The organism is Streptococcus macedonicus ACA-DC 198, from assembly GCA_000283635.1.
GTDB lineage: Bacteria > Bacillota > Bacilli > Lactobacillales > Streptococcaceae > Streptococcus > Streptococcus macedonicus.
Window position 1 is genome coordinate 1374581 of record HE613569.1, and the last position, 22125, is coordinate 1396705.

Sequence of the window (22125 nt, forward strand, 5' to 3'; positions counted from 1 at the left end):
CGGCAATAAATTAAGCACAATTTTTACAAGCTGTAATAATTGTACCTGCACAAATTGAAGAAATTACATTTGGACAATCTTTTGTTAAAGTCTTAATCCATCCACGATCTGCACCACCAATTAACATTTCTAATTCTTGGTCACTCACAGTCTCAACAAAAATTTGGTTTTCAGTAGCATTCATCATTATAGTTTCCTCCTATTTTTATAATATCATAGCTACATCCTTTACATTACGTAGTATATAATATAAGCATAGAGCTTGTAATGAGTAAAAAAGGCAAATTTTAAAAAGGGCACTTCACTCAGGCAGCCCTTTTTATTTTTATACTATTCTATTTCTCACGACTTTTATCACAAGACCTGCTACAATCAGAAGATTAAAGGCGATATAAAAAACAGTAAAACTCCAAATACCATTGGTGGCTAAATCTTCCACATAGAGGTATCGTTCTGTAAAAAAGAGGTAAATTCCATAGACTTCTGTGAAAGCTAAAAATCCGATTAAACCAATGACAAATAAGCTTCCAAGCATCTTCGCAATCTGGTAAAGGACAAGCAAAATCAGCCCTGTTGCTGCGATAATGAAAAGACTTTGAATAATTTGTTCAATCATATCTGCCTCTTTCTACGCTAATTGCTTACGATAATAATCTGCCTGTCCCTTGTCTAGATTATCAAGTTGTTCAACCAGGTCTAGATACTCTCCTTTAGTCACTTCATCTAAGTCTGGAAAGTCATTCTCTCGAGTCGTGATGATAACTTCTAATTGACCAATGATTTCTCGCTTTGAAAAGCTGTAATCAAGGGTTTCATCTTCATATTGTTCCTTTAAGGCTTGATAGTTAGCTCTATCTTCGGAGCTTGTAAAACCTTGTGCTAACCATTCTTCTAATTGGTAACGTATATCTTCTACTGTCTGGGTCATAATCAATTCTCCTTTGGTGATTTCTTGACTTCATTTTACCGCGTTCACTATTTTTTGTCAGCCTTTTTCTTAAAAATCAAGCGAAAGTTGTTGGTCCTGTTGCGGTTGGCTCGTTTCATTGAATTTAGCTAGTGCTGCATCGATTTCCTCAATCTCTGCTTCTTGTTCAACCAAGGGGGCAAGGATGTCATATTTGGCTTTAACCAGCTGATAATCTTCTTCTTTTGGAAAGACCTTCTCTACTTCAACCCTTGCGACTGATAGCTTATCTTTCAAATTGTTAGCCATTTCTTCTGTCTTTTCTTGGTCTTCTAAAATATGGTCAATGGCATTGGTAATGCGTTGAATGGTTCCCACGTCTGATTTCAAGTCTAAAGAGACAGAATACTGGTTACTACCTGAAATGGTTAAAGACACCATATCTGGTAAGGGCTCACTTGGACTTCTGGTTGCCATTTTAAGCTCAAACCCTCTAAAGGTCGCAAGCGTTCTTACTTCTTTGGTTTCAGAACGGTTATAGGTAATGAGTTTTCGTAAATAGTCTCCAGCTTCTGCACGGTTATCCATCATTTGATTGTCAAACCGCATGATAAAATCTTGTGACTTAGTTGCTAAGGATTGGGCAATATCTCGGTCATATTGACTAAGGCGTTTCTCAAGGGCAGGGAGGTTCTGCTCACAGTAAGAAATGGTATGGCGATACTCATCTTTGGAGCGATTAAAGGCACGCTTTTGATTGTCCAATACCGTCAACTCATTCTCTAGTTCCATTTTTAGTTTGAGATAAGGATTACCTGTCGCTAAAGCCTTAAAGTCTGAAGCAGTCATGGTTTGTTCATCAATGTCTTCTGCCGACCGTACAGGATCTTTAGAGGTCATGATTTGCGTGATATATTTGAGTTTATTCTCCTGAGTTTGCCAGAGGTAGTTGTCGAAGCTCCCTTTCGTAATGTAATGGTAAATATCTACCTCTTGGTGCATATTGCCTTGACGAATTAACCTACCATTGCGTTGAACAATATCTGAGGGCCTCCAGGGAACGTCTAAATGGTGGACTGCTTTCATGCGTGATTGCACGTTTAGACCAGTCCCACCTTTTTCCGTAGAAGCCATGAGAATCCGTACTTCTCCACTATTGACTTTGCGTGACAGAGAGTTTTTCTTCTCATCGGTATTAGCGTCATGGACAAAGGCAATTGCTTCTCGGGGAATCCCTCTATCCACTAAGAGGTCTTTCAATTCATTGTAAACATCAAAGCCCTCTTCCTTATTCTTAGGCGTTCCAATATCTGAGAAAATCATCTGGGTAGCTTTATCATCTTCTCCCTCACGGTAAATGCGTTCCACATTATCCACTACTTGAAGGATTTTCTGGTTGTCCAATAAGGTATAGGCTGGGTCAATGAGACGCATGTCAATGGCTAGTTTTCTGGCTTCCCCAGTGATTTTTAACATGTTATCGACACTAGGGTCAACGCTGCCTGACTTGATAGCATCTGAACGGTCAACCAACTCTTCAAGATAATATTTCTGAGCTTCTGTCAATTCGCTCTCCACTGCAATGACTTTAGCTTCTGGTACTGGTAAATCAAGCATGTCTGAGGTCTGAATGTCAGCCGTTTCTTTGTAAATCCGCATGAGTTCAGGCAGGTTCACAAACTTCTTAAAGCGTTTCTTAGGTTGGTACTTGTCTCCTGTTGGGGCAAGTTCCATAGAATTCTCAATATTCCCAAAAGCTCCCACCCATGAGTCAAAGTTTGAGACTTGATAGCGTTCTAAGACATCTGGTTGGATATAACTCATCATGGTATAGAGTTCACTAATAGAGTTAGAGACTGGTGTTCCTGTCGCAAAGACCACATTACGATAGTCGTGTTCTCCTTGAACCTGTCTCACTTTCATTTCCATATCTACATTCTTCTTAGAAGTCGTGTTGGTAATTCCTGCGACATTACCAAGTCCTGTAATGGGTCTGATATTCTTAAAATGGTGAGCTTCGTCCACAAAGAGAAAGTCAATGCCTAGATTTTCAAATTCAATAAAGGTATCACGTTCCAATTTTTGGAGTTCTTCTAGTTGATGTTCCAAACCCTTGATGGAACGCTCTGCTTCTTTGACCGTATAATCACTATCACTGCCTTGCTTGATGTCACGAAGTTGTTGTAACTTATCTTGAATATAGGTCACTTGCTTTTCATGACTCATGGGAATTTTCTCAAACTGGGAATCCCCAATGACAATGGCATCGTAGTCCCCTGTGATAATCCGTGAGACAAACTGCTTGCGTTTGGCTTTCGCAAAATCTTTCTTGGTCGTCACATAGACATTCTTCGTTGGGAAGAACTTCATGATTTCTTGGCCAAACTGAGCGGTCAGACTTGATGGCACCACATAAAGAGGTTTATGCACCATTCCGAGTTCTTTCAGTTTGAAGCCTGCTCCAAGCATGGTTAAGGTCTTACCCGAACCCACTTCATGAGCTAGAAGCGCTCTTTTTTCTTCCACAATACGTTGAATGGCATTCTTCTGGTGAGGCCGTAAGAAAATATTTTGGGCAAGCCCATCAATGGTTAAATGGCTACCATCATAGACTTTGGAGACCGTACGATTATAAAGGCTATTATAGGTCTCTTCAATCATCTGTTGCACCTCTGGGTAACTAGCCACAAAATCTTGGAAGAGTTCTTGAAGTTGCGTTTCCTTAGCACGAAGAACCGTTGTCTTCTCGACATCCGTCACATGCTTTTTCTTATCCCCATCTTCCACTTGTTTGGTGATGGTTGGTTGATTGGAATTAAGCAGGTTTTCAAAGATTTTTCGGCCACTATCATAGCGTGACCCAGACACACCTAGACTTCTGTCCATTGCGGTTGAATATCTAAAGACAAACTTGGATTGATAGGACATCGTCCCATCAATTGGACTGACTTCAAGAACAGTTGATACTTCTTGATCAGTCAAGTCAAAAGTTTGTCCCATAAAGGTTTCTTGGGCAAATTTCCCATAGACGGCTAGAGGAATCCATCGTGAGCCAATCCGATAATCAATATCAGCTAAGGTCACACGTGGTGGTTTCACGTCTTCTAAGAGACCTTGATAATAGACCCAAGGAAAATCAGAGTTGTCTTCTTTGATAAATAAGTCAACAACCTCTAACTTAGTCACCACATCTCCTGATAAGAAATCCTGCCGCGACACATAAACCACTTCTCTACCGTTTAGATAGCGTTCTGGGTCTGGAATAATAGCGTCTCCTAATTCTTCAATCAAAGACGCTTTAGAGTCCGTTTGATAAATAGACATCATGTAATCCAAATCTACCCCACGACCATCTGCTAGACTAGAATTGAGAGCGTCAAGGGCAGAAGAAACTGCCGTCACTTCCTTTTCAGGACGAACCAAGGCTTTTTCAAAGGCAAGAGATTTGGTATAGATAACTGTCTTCCCACTCGGGTCAAGGCTTTCATCTTCTAAACTCGCAAGAAGGGAATACTTATCATCACTATCAAAGAGGTTACGGTTCACAGCACTATTGACATAACCAAAGCGTTTCACAAAACTATCATAGGTTTGATTGAGTTTTCCAAGTAAGTGTGCAAACTCTTCCTTGTCATAATCATAGTAACAGTAACGTTGAATGGCGATGACCTCTTGGTACGCATTTCGGATATCGACCATCCCTTTAATTCGTGCCACTTCTTTCTCAGACAAAGGAGCTTCATAGAAAACAGTCTTTTTGAAGTAGCCCTTAAATTGTCCACGTTTAGCGGCTTCTTCTGTCACATACACATCAAGAGCGGTGCTATCGGTGACTTCGAGGTCATTAAAGCGGTCAATCTGTTTTTGCGAATGCTTGGTATCCCAAGCCTTAAAGGTCCCCTCCTCGTCCACATAGTAACTAATCTCCTCAGTTTTTGTCCCTACACGAATGCCCTTATGATCACGGTAGTAAACCGTAGAATCTTTATAGCCAAAGCTATACTGGTCTAAGCTTTCTCTGATGTCAGAAGGAATCGAGGTATCAATAACTTGTCTTTTCATCACATCAGGGGTGATGAAGATGTCAGAGTTATCCACCACTCTAGGGGCTTTAACCTGTTTAAGAGCAGTCTGAACATCTGCTAGCAAATTTTCAGAAGTTCCTTTAACAGACAGTGTCCCACCGTTAAAGTTTCTTACCTCATAGGTCCCAAGAACCTGACTATTGTAGTCCCCATCAAAGTAAGGATTCAGCCAAATACGATCATCCTTGTCATAGCGAATAGAACCTGAAAAAACTAAATCATCTGCCACATATCCCTTATCCATATGCTTCTGGAAGAACAACATGTCCGTTGTGACATTGGTGCCTGCAATGACCTTAAAGGCAGTATCTGGCAAACGCACACCACCGAGAAAATCAGTCGTCTCACAAATATCTTGGAGAATGTTTTCTGTCCGTTTGTCCATGGTTCCTGTTGAGGAAATGATAGCCACTTGCCCACCATCATGCACCAAATCTAATGATTTTTTGACAAAGTAATCATGAATCATATAGGGTTTGTCATAGCGATTATCCGCAATTCTGATATTGGCAAAAGGCACATTTGAGAGAACCAAATCAAAGCTATTGTCATTAAAGGCAATGGTCTCAAAGCCCTTTACTCCAATGTGACTATTCGGATGAAGGTGTTTGGCAATAACCCCTGTAATCGTGTCTAACTCTACACCATACAACTCACTATTTTCTCTCAGGTGTTTAGGCATTGCCGCAAAGAAATTCCCCGTTCCCATAGACGGGTCTAGGATTTTACCACCTGTAAAGCCATCTCGTTCTAGTTTATTCCACATCTCACGAATCAAGAGAGGGTCTGTGTAGTAAGCGGTCAGAGAGGACTGTTTCATGTCTGAATACTCTTTCTCTGTGACTAGCGTTTTTAATTCCTCACGTTCCTTAGAAAACTTTGGGTTGTACTCGTCAAAGAACTCGTTAGCTAAGCCTCCCCAGCCCACGTATTTAGCAAGCAGTTCTTGTTCACTTGGTGTGGCTTGACGGTGTTCATATTCAAGACTTTTCACCAAACGAACAGCAGCCACGTTGGTTTCAACCTTATCTCTTGTTGTCTTAGGGTAAAAGTCTGTCAAATCTTCTGGAAAGTAAAAATCAGTGGTTGGGGGTGTCTTAATGACTTCAGAAAGTTCTGGCTCACCCTCCGTTTCAAATATTTCAGTTTTTTCTGCTTCACTTTCTGTGACTGGTTCTTGGGAAACAATGTCTTGATGGTCATCATCCATAAAGGAAAAGAGGTCTAATTCTTGTTGAGGTTCTTCCACTTCCTCTTTTTCTTCGACAGAAGGAACATGAAGAGCTTGAGTGATGTCTTCTAGTGTCCGTAAGAAAAGAACTGGATTTTGCTCAATCACATCTGTGAAGTCATTTTGTAGTTCAACCCGTATCAGGTTATTAACGCCTGAGTCCTCAATGGCCATTACCTGAAACTCTTGCCCCTTATAAGTTACTCTAGAATCAATCGGGTAGCGTTGAAGGGCTTCTTCTACGATAGGATTTTGTAGTTTTTCTTGAGTCACAATGATTTCAGGTTCTGTTTGCGATAGGTGTTCTCGCCATTCTCTAAAGGATAGGTCTAGTTGGGACAGTTTGTCCCTTTCAAAGGTTCTTGCTTCTTCAAGAGTGAGGTCTTCATGCAAGAAGGCGTAGGCAATGGGTCTTGATTCTTCTAAGTCTAGCTGACTGGTCAAGAAAAATTCTGCCTTGTCATGAGCAAGTCCCATCTGAAGCAATTCTGTCGCAAGGGCTAATTGAGTAACGGTTGCTTTAGGATAGCCCCCTAGTAAGGCTAGGTCGGCATTCTTCAAATGAAAACGCCCTGCAGCATCTATCAGTATCCCACCTTGTTGCTCATCAACGTCAGCTAAGTCTATCCCTAAACGAGTCAGTTTTTCGGTATTCTCAGCCAAAATGGTTTGACCAATTTCAGTTAAGATCATTTCCTCTTGAGGTGTTAGGGGACGTTGTAAGTCATAGACTGTCCCATCTGCTTCTAAATAGGTTAATAGCTCATTGCCCTCATAGATTGGCGTCATTTCCATTTCATGGTCAAACTCCCCACGTCTCAGGTTTGGTAGTTTTGGACGGCTATTTCGCACTTGGTCAAAGTGACTTAATATCTCAAATTTTTGGGACAAGTTTAGATGTTCATAGGCTGGTAAATGTTCTGTTTGCCCTGTTCGTAAATCTAGTTGTGATAACTCTTCCTCATCAAGACTTGCGATTATCGCAAAATCTTCTTCTCGGAAGGTGATGTCCTGAGAAGGTTCTGGATCTACTTTTTCTTCAACTGCCTCCTCTCTTTCCTCTACCGTTTCCTGGGTGCTTATTAGTTCAGGTTCATAGGTGAGAAGAAATTGTTCAATATCACGGCTAATACGGTCAGACAAATTATTGGCCACTCGGTAGACATTGACCAAATTAGCAGCTTTGCCTTTTTCCAAAAGAGAAGCTACTGAAATGGACTGATAGGTTCCTTCTTGGTCTAAGAGTTGAAAGCGAGTGGCTAGGTTAAAGAGAGCCACTTCAATCACCAAGGATTTCTCATCACTGTTTAACTGAGGTAACTTCTTTAAGCCAGCTTGACCAAAGGTCTGTGTGTAGGTGCTTAGGTTAGTCACTCCATCAAAGGAGCTTGCCTCTACAAAAGCAGAAACTTCTGTTTCAAAGCGAACCACTTGAACAGGTGAGGTGACTACTCCTCTTTGGGTTGTAAAATTTTGAATAAGGCTATCCCAATCCTCATCAAAATGGGCTGCTTGATAGCGTAAAAAGGATTCCAAAAGAATCTGGTCACGTGGCAATCTTGCCCGCAACATCTCAATTAATTGTTCTTGATTCATACGTTCCTCCAATTAAAAAAGGAGCTGAGAGGTATTCTCAGCCCACTGCTTTAGTCTAGGACCAAGGCGCTTTGGTCTTTTTCTTGTGGCAACTTTTCCATCAAAGTTGTCACATACTGTTGTAAGAAATGGCTTTTCTGGTCTAACAAATCCTTCTGCAAGGCGAGATAGGTCACATCTCCAAAATAATCTTGACTCGTTAAAGACAACTCCTTTTGGATAATCCCCTGCAAGGTTGTTAAGGTGAGAGATGAATAATCCTCCTCATTCAAAATATCATAATGAGCAAGGGTCTCAGAAATATTGTTGGACGCAATCACTTCCATAATGAAACTGGCTCCTTCTCCTGTTCGATAGATTTTATCCAAGAGGTCCGTCACTTCTTCTTGTAGCTGTTCCTGATAACCGTCTGCTCTTAGGCGCAGGTCATCACTGACTAAAGATAAGTCATCAATGCTCCTAAAGTCTTGATAGAGCGTATCAAGAAGTGACTTGTTTTTGATACTCAATTCCATGGCTAAAAAGGCTTTAACCATGTCTTCATAATTTTCTCGTGCCATCTCAGAAAGGGCTCTAGAAATTGTGTCATAATTCCAAGCCATAGCTTCTCTCCTTACGCTGTTGAATTGGATTCAAGCCTTGTTGGACTTCTTCTAGGTCTGTCAGTCCGTCACTATCCGTATCACTGCTAAAAGGATTAGTCCCTAAAGCAAACTCTTGAGCATCCGTTAGACCATCTTGGTCTGAATCTCTTGTGTAAATGTTTTTGGGTTCCATTTACTTGTCCTCCATTTTGCGTTTAGAAAGTCCGTGAGCTAGGCCTATAAGAAGTCCTCCACCGACAAGCGCCAAGAGGGATTGACTCTCCCCTGTATTTGGTAAGACACTTGCTGGAACTGGTGGTTCTTGAGTTGGAATAGGTGGTTGGGGTGGGGTTGTTTGAGTCGGAGTTGGTGGCTCTGGTTCAGGAGTAGTTGTTTTAACCGTGTTTGAACTGATGGTGTAGCCATTGACAGTATGTAATACGGTATTTTCTACTTCACCTGCAGCGATTCGTTTCATTTGCACGTAAACATCTGCCTGAAACTCGGATTCTTCTGCTAGTTTTTCAAGGAATTCCTTATCAAAACTGATGGTAACCGTTCCTTTTGACGTGTCGACATGTTGTAGCGTGTACTTCGTCACTTCTGTCCCTTTTGGTAAAACCGTTCCATCTTTTAGAGTCACATCTACTAAGGTATAAGCCTTGTAAACACCATTATAGTCGTCATGGCTTTCATCGTAATCATCGTCAAAGCGGTATTCGATGAGTGGTGTCGCACGATTACCTGGAATGAGTGCTCCCACCAAGCGGTAGTTAAAGACCTGATTCAAGGCAACTTCTTTTCCATCAAGACTGTTCTCCTTTTGTGACAAATCAATCACCACATCTTTTTGTGGGTCCAGTTTTGGCACATTATTAACCACAGTCTCTGTCACATAAGCCAAACCAAAGTCAATCTGATATGCGGTGTTTTCATACTTCCCACCAGTCTTTGTCAGCTCATTCTTAATAGTCATTGGAAGGGTCACCACTAAGGTTTGACCAGTTTTAACATAAGCCTCATAGAACGCTTTTGGATCATCAGCGCTTAAAACTTGAATGGCTCCTTTGGGTGTGAACTGGCGTTTGGCCATAGCGTCTTGAACTACTTTAGGCGCTTCTGACAATGAGGCATAGGATTTCACCGAAATCCCTTTGACAAGAGTTCCTGCCTTATCCATCACTTGGACACCATCTGCATTGACGCTAAGCGCTTCTTCAGGATAATCATCCACCATGTAAAAACCTTTGGCAAGAATATCCTCCGTTACCACCAAGTCCTTGTACTGACTGTAATCCAGAACAATTTTGTAGTAATTAACGGTATTTGGAATAACCGTCTTGCCATCAATAGACACACCTTCTTTATTGGTATTAGTTTTATGTGGTGTTACTTTTGGCACGTGATTCGTTACCGTATTGGTTTCATAGGCTTGTCCAAAGTCTACCTGATAAGCTACATTGTCATAAGACTTTCCTGAATTAAGCATAGACTCACGGACAGTCATAGGGGTGACGATGGTGATATTTTGACCTTGCGTTACATAAGAATCGTAAAAGGCTTGCGGATCTTCTGCCATAAAGACTTGGAAGGCTCCTTTAGGCACAATCTTGCGTTTTGAAAGAGCTGCTTGTAGGTTTTTAGGAGCTTCAGATAAACTCGTGTAGGTTTTTACCGTCACACCTGACACTGCTTTGCCGTCAGTTGTCACAAGTTGAATACTTGCTTCATCTGGTAATAGAGCTTCTTCAGGATAGTCATCCACAAAGTAAAACCCTTGTGCAATCTGAGCCTTATCAGCTTTAATGCCACGGTATTGGTCCAAGTCCCATGACAAGGTATAGTGGTTTTGTGAACCGACTACCATCGGTTTTCCATTGATGTCCACCTTATCCTTATTCAGGTTTTGTTTCTTAGGTGCTGGGCTAACAAGGGTATTGATCACCTCATCGGTTTCATAGCCATTGCCAAAATCCACTTGGTAAGCCTTGTTTCGATAAGTCTTCGTCTGACCATAAAGACTATCTTTGACCGTCATTTTGGTGAGAAGGTTTAAAGAAGTTCCTGTTTTGACATACTGGTCATAAAAGTCTTGATTGTCATTAGGCATAAAGACTTGGAAAGCCCCTTTTGGAGAAATCTTAGCATGAGCGAGTTTAACTTGAAGGTCTTTAGGAGCTTCTGACAGCGACGCATAAGCCTTAACAGTAATCCCTGATACGGCTTTGCCTTCAGGAGTGGTGATACCTGTTCCCTGATCTACTAAATTCAACACTTCCTCTGGGTAATCATCTACAAAGAAGAAACCACGAGCAATCGTCTCTTTAGAAGACCTATCACCTTTATATTGATCTAAATCCCAGGTCAAACGGTAATGATTAGTTGTTCCTAAAGCCACTACCGTATCGTTAATAACCACACCGTCTTCATTTTCATTGCGTTTTTGAGGCTCAATACGGCTAGTGGTCGTTCCATCACCAGGCGTACGCACTGTCACGACATTAGAAGTCACTGTATAGGCATTTGGGGTTCCCTTATTGATGATGAGCTGATAACTGTTGGAATAGGTTGCCCCATCATTTTGAAGGCTACCATAAAGTTTCGGTGCCACCAGTTGGTAAGACTTGGTGAGGTCTTGGTTGACCTCTTGAAGCAAGGCTTCCTTTGCGGTCAAGGTCACAAAGTTCTTAGCAGCATCAAAGCTGAGGGTATAATTTCCGTTTTCTGCCTGCGTTTTTTCCTTGTCAAAAGCATAGCCTGCTGGAAGGTAATCTTCAAAGGTGAGGCTAGTGGTTTTGGCTCGATTTGGAGAAAAAGCGTCTACGGTTAAAGGGTAAATGACCGTTGAATCTTTTGCGACCGTTTTGTCATGAAGGTTCACTTGGTCAGTATTGATAACTTCCTTAACAATTTCAGGAGTCGTTGTCAGACGATAGTCGTGATAATGAACCGTTGGCACTTGTGGTGCTGTTGGTAACGGTTCTGGCGTAGGGTCTTTAGGCAAGGTCACCTTGGTAAGTGTTTGGCTAGGCTGAGTAACTTTCTCTAATGGTTTTTCCTTAAAGCTCACAGGTGGCTCTGGGGTAAAAGTCTTTGGGGTAAAGGTTTTTGGCACAACCTTAAACGGTTCTGGAATTGGCTCTAACTTTGGTGTCACATGAGGTTTTGGACTATAAGGTTTGACCGTCCGTGCAACTGGAAGGGTATTTAAGGCAAACCAATAAGAGAGACCAACATTTTGGGGCATATCCCCTTGACCAAATGTCACTGTATAGGTGTTGCCTGATGTAACCGTTGAGACAATCGCTCCCTTATAGGCATACTTACTATATGACGTATCCCATTCTTCAGGAAGCTTCAAATCACTGGCACGGTTTGACCCAAGTGAACGAGCTAGACCTTCGTTAGTCACTTGAATGGTTGAGCCATTGATAGGAACGAACTTGCCTGATGTGTCTTTGACATATTCTAGTCCAATGTCATTATGATTGAGTGAGGAATGGGTAAAGACGCCTGGTTTTTCCTTGGTGAAGCTCACTTGTGAGCCATCTTCTAAGAAATACTTGGCTTTGACACGAAACTCCATCTTGTCTGTTCGCCAATTACCTGTTCCATCATTACGGTAGGCGATAAAACCTTCTGTTGGGTCATTTGGTACAACCAACTGCACGGTATTGGTTCCAGTTGGTGAGACAAGATTGGTGATGTCATAGGTTACCTTGGTAATCTTCTTACCATCAAAGCTGGCATTTTGAAGGTTTTGATAGGTAAAGGAAAGGGTTTCTCCTGTTTTAAAGGTGTCATAGACGAAGAAACCAGTAGAATCTAGGATTTTAGAATACCCACCAAGCATAGCGTCACCCTTAGCAACGATACGATTTGGGTTTCTTGTATCAGCTGAATGGCGTGCTTGTGGTTCTCCATTATTCAAGTTGAGTGCCTGAGCAAGAGCTTGAGAGATATAGCCTTCCTCTCCTTTTGAAATCTCAGCTAAATCACGTTTATAGCGCTCCATTTCCTTGGTGTTATAGGCATCAATGGCGTCATTTTCTGTCTTGGCAGCTTCTTCTTTTTCCTTATTACTTTTCGTGATAGCAGCAATCTCAGCTTCACGGTCTGTCATCAATTTTTGTTGGTCTTTATTATAGGCATCAACAGCAGCTTGTCCGGCTTTATTTTCATCATCCACTGCTTTTTGTCCAACTTGATTGCGTTTGTCAATTGCTTCATTATCAGCTTTTGCTTTAGCAAGACCTGCTTCATTTTCCTTTTGAATCTGAAGATTTTTTACGACAATGGCGTCTGCGGCTTTTTTCTTCGATTCATACTCAGCTAGATTGTCCTTATTTAGCTTATCAATAGCAGCTACCGCAGAGGTATAATCCTGATAGCCTGAAACCGTTGAACCATCTCCTGATGTTACGGTTTGAGTTGTAACGGTCACATTAGCCGACTGATCTTGGTCTTTGGTTTTTGAAACTGTGCTATCCACTGAATGATTCAAGGCTTTTCCTGCTTGAGTGGCGTCTTTATGACTAGCAGCCAATGTAGCGTTCCCTTGTTCAACACGTGTTTTATCTTGTTCATAAGTCGCTTTGTCAGCTTTATAGGTATTGGTCACCTGAGTGATGGCTTCAGCCTGCTTAGCAGCATCCGCTTCCGCTTTATCTAATTGCTTACTGGTATCACTCGCAGAGGTTGTGTTCCCTAAATCCATAGGTTTATCCTGAATGGCCGTAACCCCTTCAGCGGTTGCTTGATTGACAGCCTGTGTCACAACATCATGAGGAACCGTAACCGTGATAGCCCCATCTGATTGACCAGTTAACGCAAGACTATCCGTCTGTTCAACAACTGGAGTTGGCTGAGCTTCTGGTAAGTTGGTCGCAGGATTATCTGTCAACTGAACGGTTTTATCCAGCGAGGGGGTTACCACTTCGTCAGCTTGTGCTACTTGGCCACCCCAAGCGACAACAGCTGTCACCATAGTTCCAAGTGCTACCGAACAGAGCGTACGGTACTTCTTGCTTTTACGGAAGACGTGTTTTTCTGCTTTTTCCTGATTGACTAAAAAGTGATGATGACATTGTTTGGTCATAAAAAAGTCCTTCTTTTCTTTTGATAAGTAGCAACAATCTGTCACTCTCTCCTCATCATAAAAAAGACACCTTGATTTTGGTATCACATCGAAGAAGGACAAAGAAAAAAGCTATCAGTAGCACTACCGATAACTTCTGAAAATCCCTATAAAAAAGGAGAGGACTGACGCATCAGACCCTCCCAGAACCACTCTATAATGCCAAATTATGGTGAAATACTTCATTTATAATTTTTTGGGTTTCTATTTCATCTATTCCAAAATATTGTAGTTGCATAGCTAGGACAATTTGTTCAAGGAACACCACATCTAGCAAAGACTCATTTATAAATTCCTTATCTAAATTTCCATGAGCAAAATTATTTCTTTGTTTGCCTATTCGCTCTGCAATTTCAGAGTGATCATAAGAAATATTGTTTAATTTATATATGGATTGTCCAAATAAATCCAATAAAGATGCACCGTATTCTTCAAATATTTGACCAATCTTTTGAGAAAGAGATAAATAGGATACAACTGATTTTTTCAAATCTTTGTAAATTTTTTTCAGCTTACCTGTTGAATTTTCAATCAAATGCTCTAATTCTTTACTAGCTTCTTCTTCCAGTTTTTTTCGTTGCTCGCTTTTCCATTCATCTTCTGAAAATAGTCTACTAAACTCCCATTCAAATGCAGAGGTTCTTAATACAAAACTAGCAGCATCAATTATCCGACTATCCCTAAAACTCTTACCTAGATGTCTGAGATATAGATTATTTTCAGCTATGTCATCTAATATCTTTCCCTCATAACCAGCAATATATTTTTGTTGAATATATCTTCCATCTTTCAATGGCTTCATCTCAATCTCAATACTTTCTTCAATCACATTGAATTCCCCAACCTTTCCTTGATTATTTGACAACCGAATATCAGTAAAATTAACATTTCTTCGATTACAAAGAAATTGGATAAACTCCTTTGCGATACGATATAACTCTCGTACAAAAGAATAATCTTGAGTTTCTTCAAAATGAAAAACCATTGACGATGATAACGCTAGAGGTGGCTTTTCGATAGATAAACTTGTTGTTCTAGTGACGCCGAAATAAACTTGAACTTCTTTTCCAAAAACATTAAACTTCTGTTCTTCTGTCGTTGTTGAGTCAAAATCATAGGTACTAATATTTATTTTCCCATCGTGTTCTTCAGGTTTATACGAAATTTCAAAAGTACGATTAATTGGATGAATATAGTTTAGCTCTAGCCCGCTAAATGATATTCGACTAATCCTAGGTCTGTCAGAATAACTAAAAAAATAGGCTAAAATCGGCACTGTAATGATACCGTTATTTTCCTGAAGTTGCGTGTGTTTATTTGTTAGAAATGTAATAACTCGATTTGTTTCATTTGTCCGTCCATAAAGAAAGTCTTCTTCTACAAATTTAGGATCTCCAGGCCAAGCATATCCCCCAGTTTCCAATTTTTTATAAAACCAAGAATACTTAATCGAATCTTTCTCTTCTTTAGGAATCAAGGATAACTTTTCTTTATCAAATGTAAAGAAAAATTCATAACCCATCATCTTCAAAGTTCCTGTCAGCATACACTACTAACTCCTAATTGATTTAAAATAATTGCCACCACTTCTATCGACTCCTCAAAACTAATTTCACTGGCATACCTAAATGATTTTTGATAGCGAGACCAAAGCTGTTTCTGGTAATCAGAGCTGCGGATTTCCTCTAGTTGACTTTCCCAATTTGTCAAAACATCTAAGCTTTCTCTTTTCTTAGCAGTATTGTTTAGAGCAGTTTTCAATATTGGGATATCAATCTCATCTTTTCGAAGGTGATATAATGTGAAGAGGTCATAGCGATCACGAGGTCTAGTTGAAGCAGCTCCTCGACGAATAATCGTTTCTATTTTTTCAGCAAGAACAGTTTCTAAATTATAAGTCCAAACTTCTAGTTTATTCTCTGAAAAAACAGACTGCAATTGATAAGTAATTTCTCGTGGCGTTATCCGATCACCTGTTGTTATATCAATAAAGACAACTTCACGTAGGGTATCGAATGTCGCCTTGAGTTTGAGGGTAAAGCCCCCATATTCATCATCTTGTCGAATTGGCTCTAACATATCAACTTCAAATTGAAAACCTTCGGAAGGTTGACTTACAATTTCTTTGAAGATTGTTTGAATATTTTCCTCGCTAAGAGGTTGACCTTTCAAAGTAACATCTAAATCCATAGTTGTTCGTTTATCTAAGCCAATCATCTGTCCGATAAGGAATCCACCTTTCACAATGAAAGAATCTTTATACCGACTTTCGGAGATGAGTTTTAAGATTTTTTCAATCAAATAGTTCTGCTGAACTTGTTGAGCAGGTATCCCTTTTTCTCTTGCGATATTCTTAATTTTCGCTTTGAAACTATTGGCATTTGAAAATTTCACGACAAGACCTCCACATAAGATTGTAGCTTTTCAGTGACTTTAAATAGTTGTGCATAGTGGTACAACTTGGCATAATTCACAGCTCCTTTTTTAAAGTAAGCTTGAAACGCTGGAGCAACGACTTGAACATCAACATGATAAGCTGTTCTCAAACACTCTACCAAAGTTCGTTCCATATCATATACTGAGATAAACTGTCCAGCCTGTCGCTCTAGTTTTATAATACCGATTTCATGATGATTTCTAGCAACAATCGGCTTAACACCAGCTTCTTTCATTAGCCTCGTGTTCGTCCCAAAAGGAAAAGTCATTACAGGTTCAAATGGAACAGTAAGGGAAAGGCCATGTAACCAAAGTGCTGTGTCTAAGGAATAAATTCCTTTTGGAAAACGATACTGTAAACTAAAGAAATCATCAATATAGGTATCAGGCAGATGATAAATCCCTCTTTCAATTGATTCCACTTTACCTTTTGAGACCAATTGATTCAGTTGTTGGTAAGAAAAGTTAAGCTCTTCTATATCACGAAAAGTTATAACTCCATGATTTTTTTTTATGTAATTATAGACAGGTTTCTCTAACAAATCCACATTACCACCTCCTAAACAATATGCTAACATTTCACTACAATGTTAGCATATTATTTAGAAAAAATCAATCACAAATAAAATGATATGCTAACAACTTAATCTTTTGTTAGCATATTGTTTTCTATTTCATCGTATAGGCAAAGCTAATCGTACTATCGACTCCTGATAACTTACGGAAAGTATAATTAGGATTGCCATTATAGTTGGTCTCTGAGATAAGGAAAGACCCATCTGGGTAAACCTTCTCCACAAACGACACGTGACCGTAAGCGGCAGGTGTTCCATGAGCGCCTCCCGAGAAGGAAATAATCGCTCCTGCTTTTGGTAGCTTACCTATTTCTCCACCAAGACGTGCTGCTGTTGCCACCCAATCTTGACCATTGCCCATGGTACTAATGATTGGAATTTTCTCACCATTTCGGCCTTTGAGTTTCAAGCCCAATTGGTTGATACGAGCGGCAACTCCCCACGTACATTGCCCATAGGCATAACCCATACCGTCACCTCCACCTGGAATGGAGTTGTCATAAAGGTCTCCTCGAACCGCTTCCAGCGCTTTTGGATCACTCTGGGCTGTTCCACCATTTGGTTGGCTAAAGCCTTTCTCAATTTGGTAATACCACTCTGTAGCTCTCGTTTGACGTTCTAAGAGCTTATCACCACTATTTCCTTCCCAATAAATGAGAAAGAGTTGGGCAAGACTGGCTGGGCTTCCTGAGTTTTTGAAAAAGTCTTTTAACCAGTTGGTATAGTAAGGATTGTCCCCATGGAGCATGAAATCCAGTTGTAAGCCTAAGTCATACCACTTCTGGTTTTTCCCTTTGGCATACTCTAATAATAAGGTATGTCTGCGTGACCCATCTGCTGTATCTGTCCACTGCCCTAAGCCTAAGCCACGTCTTAGAATATTGGGGTACCTGCCATTATAGATAGCTGGACCATTTAGAGACAACCAGCCCTCATCGTCCCAAGAACTGGTACTTGCCCCAACAGGAGGTGATAAGTAGTCTCCTTCAGCTCGTTTAGGATTGATAGAGGATTCTACTGACCAGTTTCCTAAAATTGCCGCAATGGCTTGATTGGTCGCTCCTTGGCTCTTCAAATACTCATAGATAGCTTTGGCTCTCGCAAACTCATCGCCTCCAAATTGACCAATGGTAGGTAGAATGGTCGTTTGGAGTTGAATGACTTTAGGAAAGTAAAAGGCTGGATTGACGTAAACCAGTTTCTCTGAATCATCGTCAACCTTTTGATAGGTCACATTAAGACCAGCACCATCCTTAGTTTGACCAATCACTTCCCCTGCTTGGACTTTCTGACCGTCTGTCACTCGACCAGTATGGATATTAAACAAGGTTAATTGTGACTTGTTTAGTCCCTTACCTGACGTGATGATAATGTTCTCTCCATCTAGAGAAACCTTACCATCCATAGGAGCCACAATCACTTGATTTTCTTTAGCTTCTAGAATGATATGGTGATGAAGGGTTGGCTTGTCATCAATCACCTCATAACCATAACGAACTGTCATGGTAAGCGCGTCATCTTCAGTCTGATTTTGGAAAGGATTATCCAATTCTTGGAGGGCAAGGTAGGTGCCTTCCTCACTTAATTCCTTTAAGTCTTCTCTATCCTCATCAGAGAGTTTGTAGGCAGGCTCCTTGGTCAACTCAAGCATGGATTTTAAAGAATCCCCACCGTTTAAGTCCTGCCAAAGCTGACTGAGATAGGCTTGATAAGTTTTATCCCCTTCTTCCATGACCTCATCTAAAGAATAATCTTGATACTTGAGATTCATAAAGCCCATGACGTCATCAATCTTGGTGTAGTAGGTAATGCCAGTGGGATTGGTTCGGGTGTTTTCCGCATCTTCCCACGTCATGTGCGTATAGGCTTTTGTCAGTTCACTCTCATCCTGTTGAATGAGAGTTGTTCCTGAAATTCCTATAACAAAACTCATCATCAAAAGCAAGAAAAACAAGAGACCTGACACGACCCAAGTCATAGGATTAAGGGCAATCGATGAAAAGAAGGTCAGGCTATTCTTAATCGCTTGAATAACCCCTCTGAGTCCTGACACACTGTGCCTTCTGGCTTGCTTGAGAAAGGTGTGATATCGCCTTTTGGGCTTTAAAGGCTTCTGACGGGTGAACCCTCTCCCCTTTTTAAAGTTCTGATACCGCTCCTTACTATGAGCGGCTTTCGTCTTAGTAAACCGAAGACCTGTCTGCCCACTTTTGACAAGGAGTTTTCCTGACTGATAAGTAAATCTCCCATAGCGTCTTCCTTTAATCACAGACTCTTTTAGGGTTCTAATTCCCTCCAAGTCATCATCTTGAGCGATTACATCAAGTGATTCTGAAGTGACATAGCGTAACCCTCGTTTGACCTTGGTCGAGGGTTTCTTAAACTGATGTGCTTTTTTCAGTTGTTTCACGTCACGCTTAGCTGATTTCACCTCTTTTTCTGCCTGAAGGCGTTCAAGAGATTTTTCTTTTTGAAACTGAAACCGTGACGTTTTTGATTCTGTGGGCTTTTTCTGATCGGTAAACTTAGAGGTAACAGCCTCCTCTTTTTCGGCTATCTTGACCTCTGCCAAGTGTTTTCTCGCAACTGCTAGGCGCTGTTTAGCTTGAGGAAGCCGATACTTCTTAATTTCCTTACTTTTTAGCCATCTGGGAGACACATAGGCAATCGCTTCCTTAAAGGTATCTGTCGCTAGGTCTTTTTCCTCCTGATAGGTTTGTTTCAGAGACTGACGTTGTTCCCTTGTTTCAGCTTTCTCAGCTCGACGCATGATAAAGCGTCGTTTAGAAAGTGAGCGTTTTAACCCCTTCTTCTCCCTGCGGTAATGGATACGGCTAGCCTTTAAACTACTCTGAAAGGTTTTACGGGCAACCTTGACCTTCTGTTGCTCTCTTGTCATGATTCACCCCTCATCTTTTCTGGATCGGTACTCATGATGTCAAAGAGTTGAGTTTGAAGTGGGATTTTATTTCTAAAGGGAACAACCGTTGAGCCTGCCTTAATCAATCCAGCTCCCTTTTCTGGGTTAACCAAGTATTTCTCAAGCTCCTTAGATAAGCCCAAGAGATGGACCAACTCTTCTCGGTCACTCTTAGCTTGTTTTAGAAGTATCATGAACTCGCTATTAGCGATAATACGTCTCCCGTTGGCATCAAGAAGTAAGGTTTCCACGTTCTGGGTAATGCCTGTTGGAATGGCCCCATACTTACGAACACGACTCCAGAGCTTGAAGAAGAAGTCAGAAGCGTACTTATCCAACAAGAGAAGCTGCATTTCATCAAAGTAAATCCAGGTCTTCTTGCCACGTTTTTGGTTTTTAACCACACGGTTCCAAATCTGGTCAAAAATCACCATGAGGGCAATCTGCTTCAACTCATCCCCTAACTTTTTGACATTGTAAATGAGGAAATGGCTATCCGTTTTAATATTAGTACGGTGTGAGAAAATATCGAGTGACCCTTCCACATAAAGCTCCATATCAAGGGCTAAGTCTTTGGCTTCTTGTTCAGGTTGTTTAGAGAGAACAAAGACCCATTCCACGAGAGATGGTGTCTCAAAATGCTTATAGGTCAACCGTGTCACACGGTCAATCAATGACTTTTCTCGACCATCCATTTTTCGGTCTAAGAGTTTCCCAATCCAAGAGAGAAGAAATTCAGATTTGACCTTAATAGGGTCTTCATCCATATTGTCATCGGATAAGTCTAAAACGTTTAAGAAAGTCGTAGAGTCAGGCGCAATATCAATGCTTTCCCCACCAAAGGCTTGACCAATGATACTGTACTCATTTTCAGGGTCTACAATGATGATTTCGGTATTACTCTCTTCTTCTTTTAACTTGGTTGAGATGATTTCATGCTTAGTCGCCATCCCTTTACCAGCACCTGATGTCCCTAGAATCAAGCCTGATGGGGTATTGAGTTTACCACGGTCAATAGTAATAATGTTACTTGAAATCTGGTTTATCCCATAGAATTTCCCTCCCTTATCTTGTAGGTCAACAGAGGTCCAGGGGGAATTAACGGCAATATTTGAGGTCAAAAGAGACCGAGACACACCATCAAGGTAGTTCTTGCCAAATGGCAATAAGCTATTAAAGGCAGCTTCTTGCATATAGGTCAGATTATCAATCACAAGATCATTAGAACCTGCCACTTGTTTGATAATGTCAAGGGAGTGCTTCAATTGGTCTTCGTCATCCGCAAAGACCCCAATCACAAAGAGGGTATCAAAGAGCTTATCGCCTGTTTGCGTCATGGTTTTAATCAGCTCATCGGCTTCATCGATGTTACTTTCTAGAACCTGACTAACCTTTTCAAGATATACGCCAGATCGTGCCATCTTTTGTTGTTCCCCAATTTTTTGCGATTCCATCAAAGTCTTCTTAGTGCGGAGCTTGGTCATGGCTTCTGACTTGGCTGACCCTTTAGCATGAAGACTAATCATCACTTCTAAATCCGACTGCATGAGTTCTCGTAAGAACTTATCCCCCAACTCCATCCCATAGTCACGAACATAGACAATCTGAAGCAGTTTATCATCCATTTCAATATGATTTTTGTGCTTAAAGGACAGACTGGTTGGGGCAATAAAGTGCTTAGTTGTTTGTCCTGAACGCACCAGGTCTTGATAGGTAAAGGGCAAATGATTTTCCCCTCGCAACATATCAGCCAAGTGATTCACACGGCTTTCTCCACTGAGGAGGGTAAAGTTCGCATCAATTTCAGAAAAACCACTCTTGAAGTATTCCCCAATCTGAGACAGGGAGCGATAAGCGAGTTTCGGATTTTGGTCTGACTTCCCAAAAGAAATGAGCTTAACCGCTGAAAAGTTATTTTCTCCAGCTTCAAGGTTATTTTCCATGATACGATTGAGTTCTTCACGATAGGTATCATACCCATCCTCATGAAAAGGATACAAGACACCCTTTCTAAACTTATCCAAGTTGACCCTCTGGTTAAAAATAGTAAGTTGGAAATTGGTCTTGTCATCCAAACTGTTAATCAAGTCCGAATAGGTTTCCATAATGGCTCCCTTATCCTCCAAACCAACCGTTTGGTAGTTGACATCTCCTAAAAAATAGGACTGGGAAAAATAATCTGGGGTGACTTGCATGAGACCACTAGGAAAAAGGCATTGGTAAAGAAGCGTATTAACAGTTGTTGGTAGCACTTCTTTTGATTTACGTGTCTTCTTGTGCTTAGAAGAGGTCTTTGGTTTCATTGAGCGATTTGTTTTTTTCATTGCGTATTCCTTTCTGTCCAGTTAGTGTACGGTCTGGTATGGTCATTTCATAATGCCATCGATAATTAAGATAGGTTTCAAAAGGTAAGTCATTAGGGCGATAGACCCCAAATAACATGAGGGGAATGGTAAAGGTAAAGATAAGACCATAGACAAACCAATCCCCAAATTGCCAATAAAAGAGGTTTAATCCTAAAATCAGGATGGTAATGGCAATGGCTGGCAAGACAAAGATGACTTGTCGTGTGGTAAAGCCTAGCCAAGCCCTATGTTGGACTTTTGTGATGTCCTTAAAAACACGTGTATTCATAAGACTCCAATCTAAGATGA

13 protein-coding genes are annotated in these 22125 nt (G+C 40.8%); all 13 read right to left on the reverse strand.

Features of this window, described 5'->3' with window-relative positions:
- Positions 1–10: 10 nt before the first annotated feature.
- The 13 genes from SMA_RS06900 to SMA_RS06960 all read right to left on the reverse strand — a co-directional run bounded on the left by SMA_RS06900 (position 11) and on the right by SMA_RS06960 (position 22105).
- Entirely contained in the window at positions 11–187 is a 177-nt protein-coding gene (locus SMA_RS06900; RefSeq protein ID WP_014294876.1) for a type A2 lanthipeptide, read from the reverse strand.
- A 138-nt stretch (positions 188–325) separates the two neighbouring features.
- Positions 326–616, reverse strand: a complete 291-nt coding sequence (locus tag SMA_RS06905; RefSeq protein WP_014294877.1) for a DUF5966 family protein — start codon at positions 614–616, stop codon at positions 326–328.
- 12 nt (positions 617–628) lie between these two features.
- The gene (locus tag SMA_RS06910) at positions 629–928 is read right to left on the reverse strand and encodes a DUF5962 family protein (protein WP_000195243.1); all 300 of its coding nucleotides are present in this window, start codon (positions 926–928) and stop codon (positions 629–631) included.
- Between the two features lie 69 nt (positions 929–997).
- On the reverse strand, positions 998–7819 hold the full coding sequence (locus SMA_RS06915) for a helicase-like domain-containing protein (RefSeq protein WP_014294878.1): 6822 nt from the start codon (positions 7817–7819) through the stop codon (positions 998–1000).
- A gap of 50 nt (positions 7820–7869) precedes the next feature.
- Complete coding sequence (locus SMA_RS06920) at positions 7870–8421, reverse strand: hypothetical protein (RefSeq protein ID WP_014294879.1); 552 nt, start codon at positions 8419–8421, stop codon at positions 7870–7872.
- Positions 8405–8596: a thrombospondin type 3 repeat-containing protein gene (locus SMA_RS06925; protein WP_014294880.1), complete on the reverse strand. Its 192-nt coding sequence runs from the start codon at positions 8594–8596 to the stop codon at positions 8405–8407. Before SMA_RS06925 ends, SMA_RS06920 begins: the two co-directional genes overlap by 17 nt.
- A complete protein-coding gene (locus tag SMA_RS06930; RefSeq protein ID WP_014294881.1) occupies positions 8597–13501 on the reverse strand; it encodes an SspB-related isopeptide-forming adhesin in 4905 nt (1634 codons plus the stop codon).
- Between the two features lie 193 nt (positions 13502–13694).
- Positions 13695–15086 carry a HEPN domain-containing protein gene (locus tag SMA_RS06935; RefSeq protein ID WP_014294882.1) on the reverse strand — a complete coding sequence of 464 codons (1392 nt, stop codon included), beginning with the start codon at positions 15084–15086 and terminating at the stop codon, positions 13695–13697.
- A complete protein-coding gene (locus SMA_RS06940) occupies positions 15080–15934 on the reverse strand; it encodes a nucleotidyl transferase AbiEii/AbiGii toxin family protein (RefSeq protein ID WP_014294883.1) in 855 nt (284 codons plus the stop codon). The genes SMA_RS06935 and SMA_RS06940 overlap by 7 nt, the downstream gene beginning before the upstream one ends.
- Positions 15931–16524: a type IV toxin-antitoxin system AbiEi family antitoxin domain-containing protein gene (locus tag SMA_RS06945; RefSeq protein ID WP_014294884.1), complete on the reverse strand. Its 594-nt coding sequence runs from the start codon at positions 16522–16524 to the stop codon at positions 15931–15933. Before SMA_RS06945 ends, SMA_RS06940 begins: the two co-directional genes overlap by 4 nt.
- 121 nt (positions 16525–16645) lie before the next feature.
- On the reverse strand, positions 16646–19450 hold the full coding sequence (locus tag SMA_RS06950) for a phage tail tip lysozyme (RefSeq protein ID WP_014294885.1): 2805 nt from the start codon (positions 19448–19450) through the stop codon (positions 16646–16648).
- Positions 19447–21795: a VirB4-like conjugal transfer ATPase, CD1110 family gene (locus tag SMA_RS06955; RefSeq protein WP_014294886.1), complete on the reverse strand. Its 2349-nt coding sequence runs from the start codon at positions 21793–21795 to the stop codon at positions 19447–19449. Before SMA_RS06955 ends, SMA_RS06950 begins: the two co-directional genes overlap by 4 nt.
- On the reverse strand, positions 21752–22105 hold the full coding sequence (locus SMA_RS06960) for a PrgI family protein (RefSeq protein WP_014294887.1): 354 nt from the start codon (positions 22103–22105) through the stop codon (positions 21752–21754). Before SMA_RS06960 ends, SMA_RS06955 begins: the two co-directional genes overlap by 44 nt.
- Positions 22106–22125 lie beyond the last annotated feature (20 nt).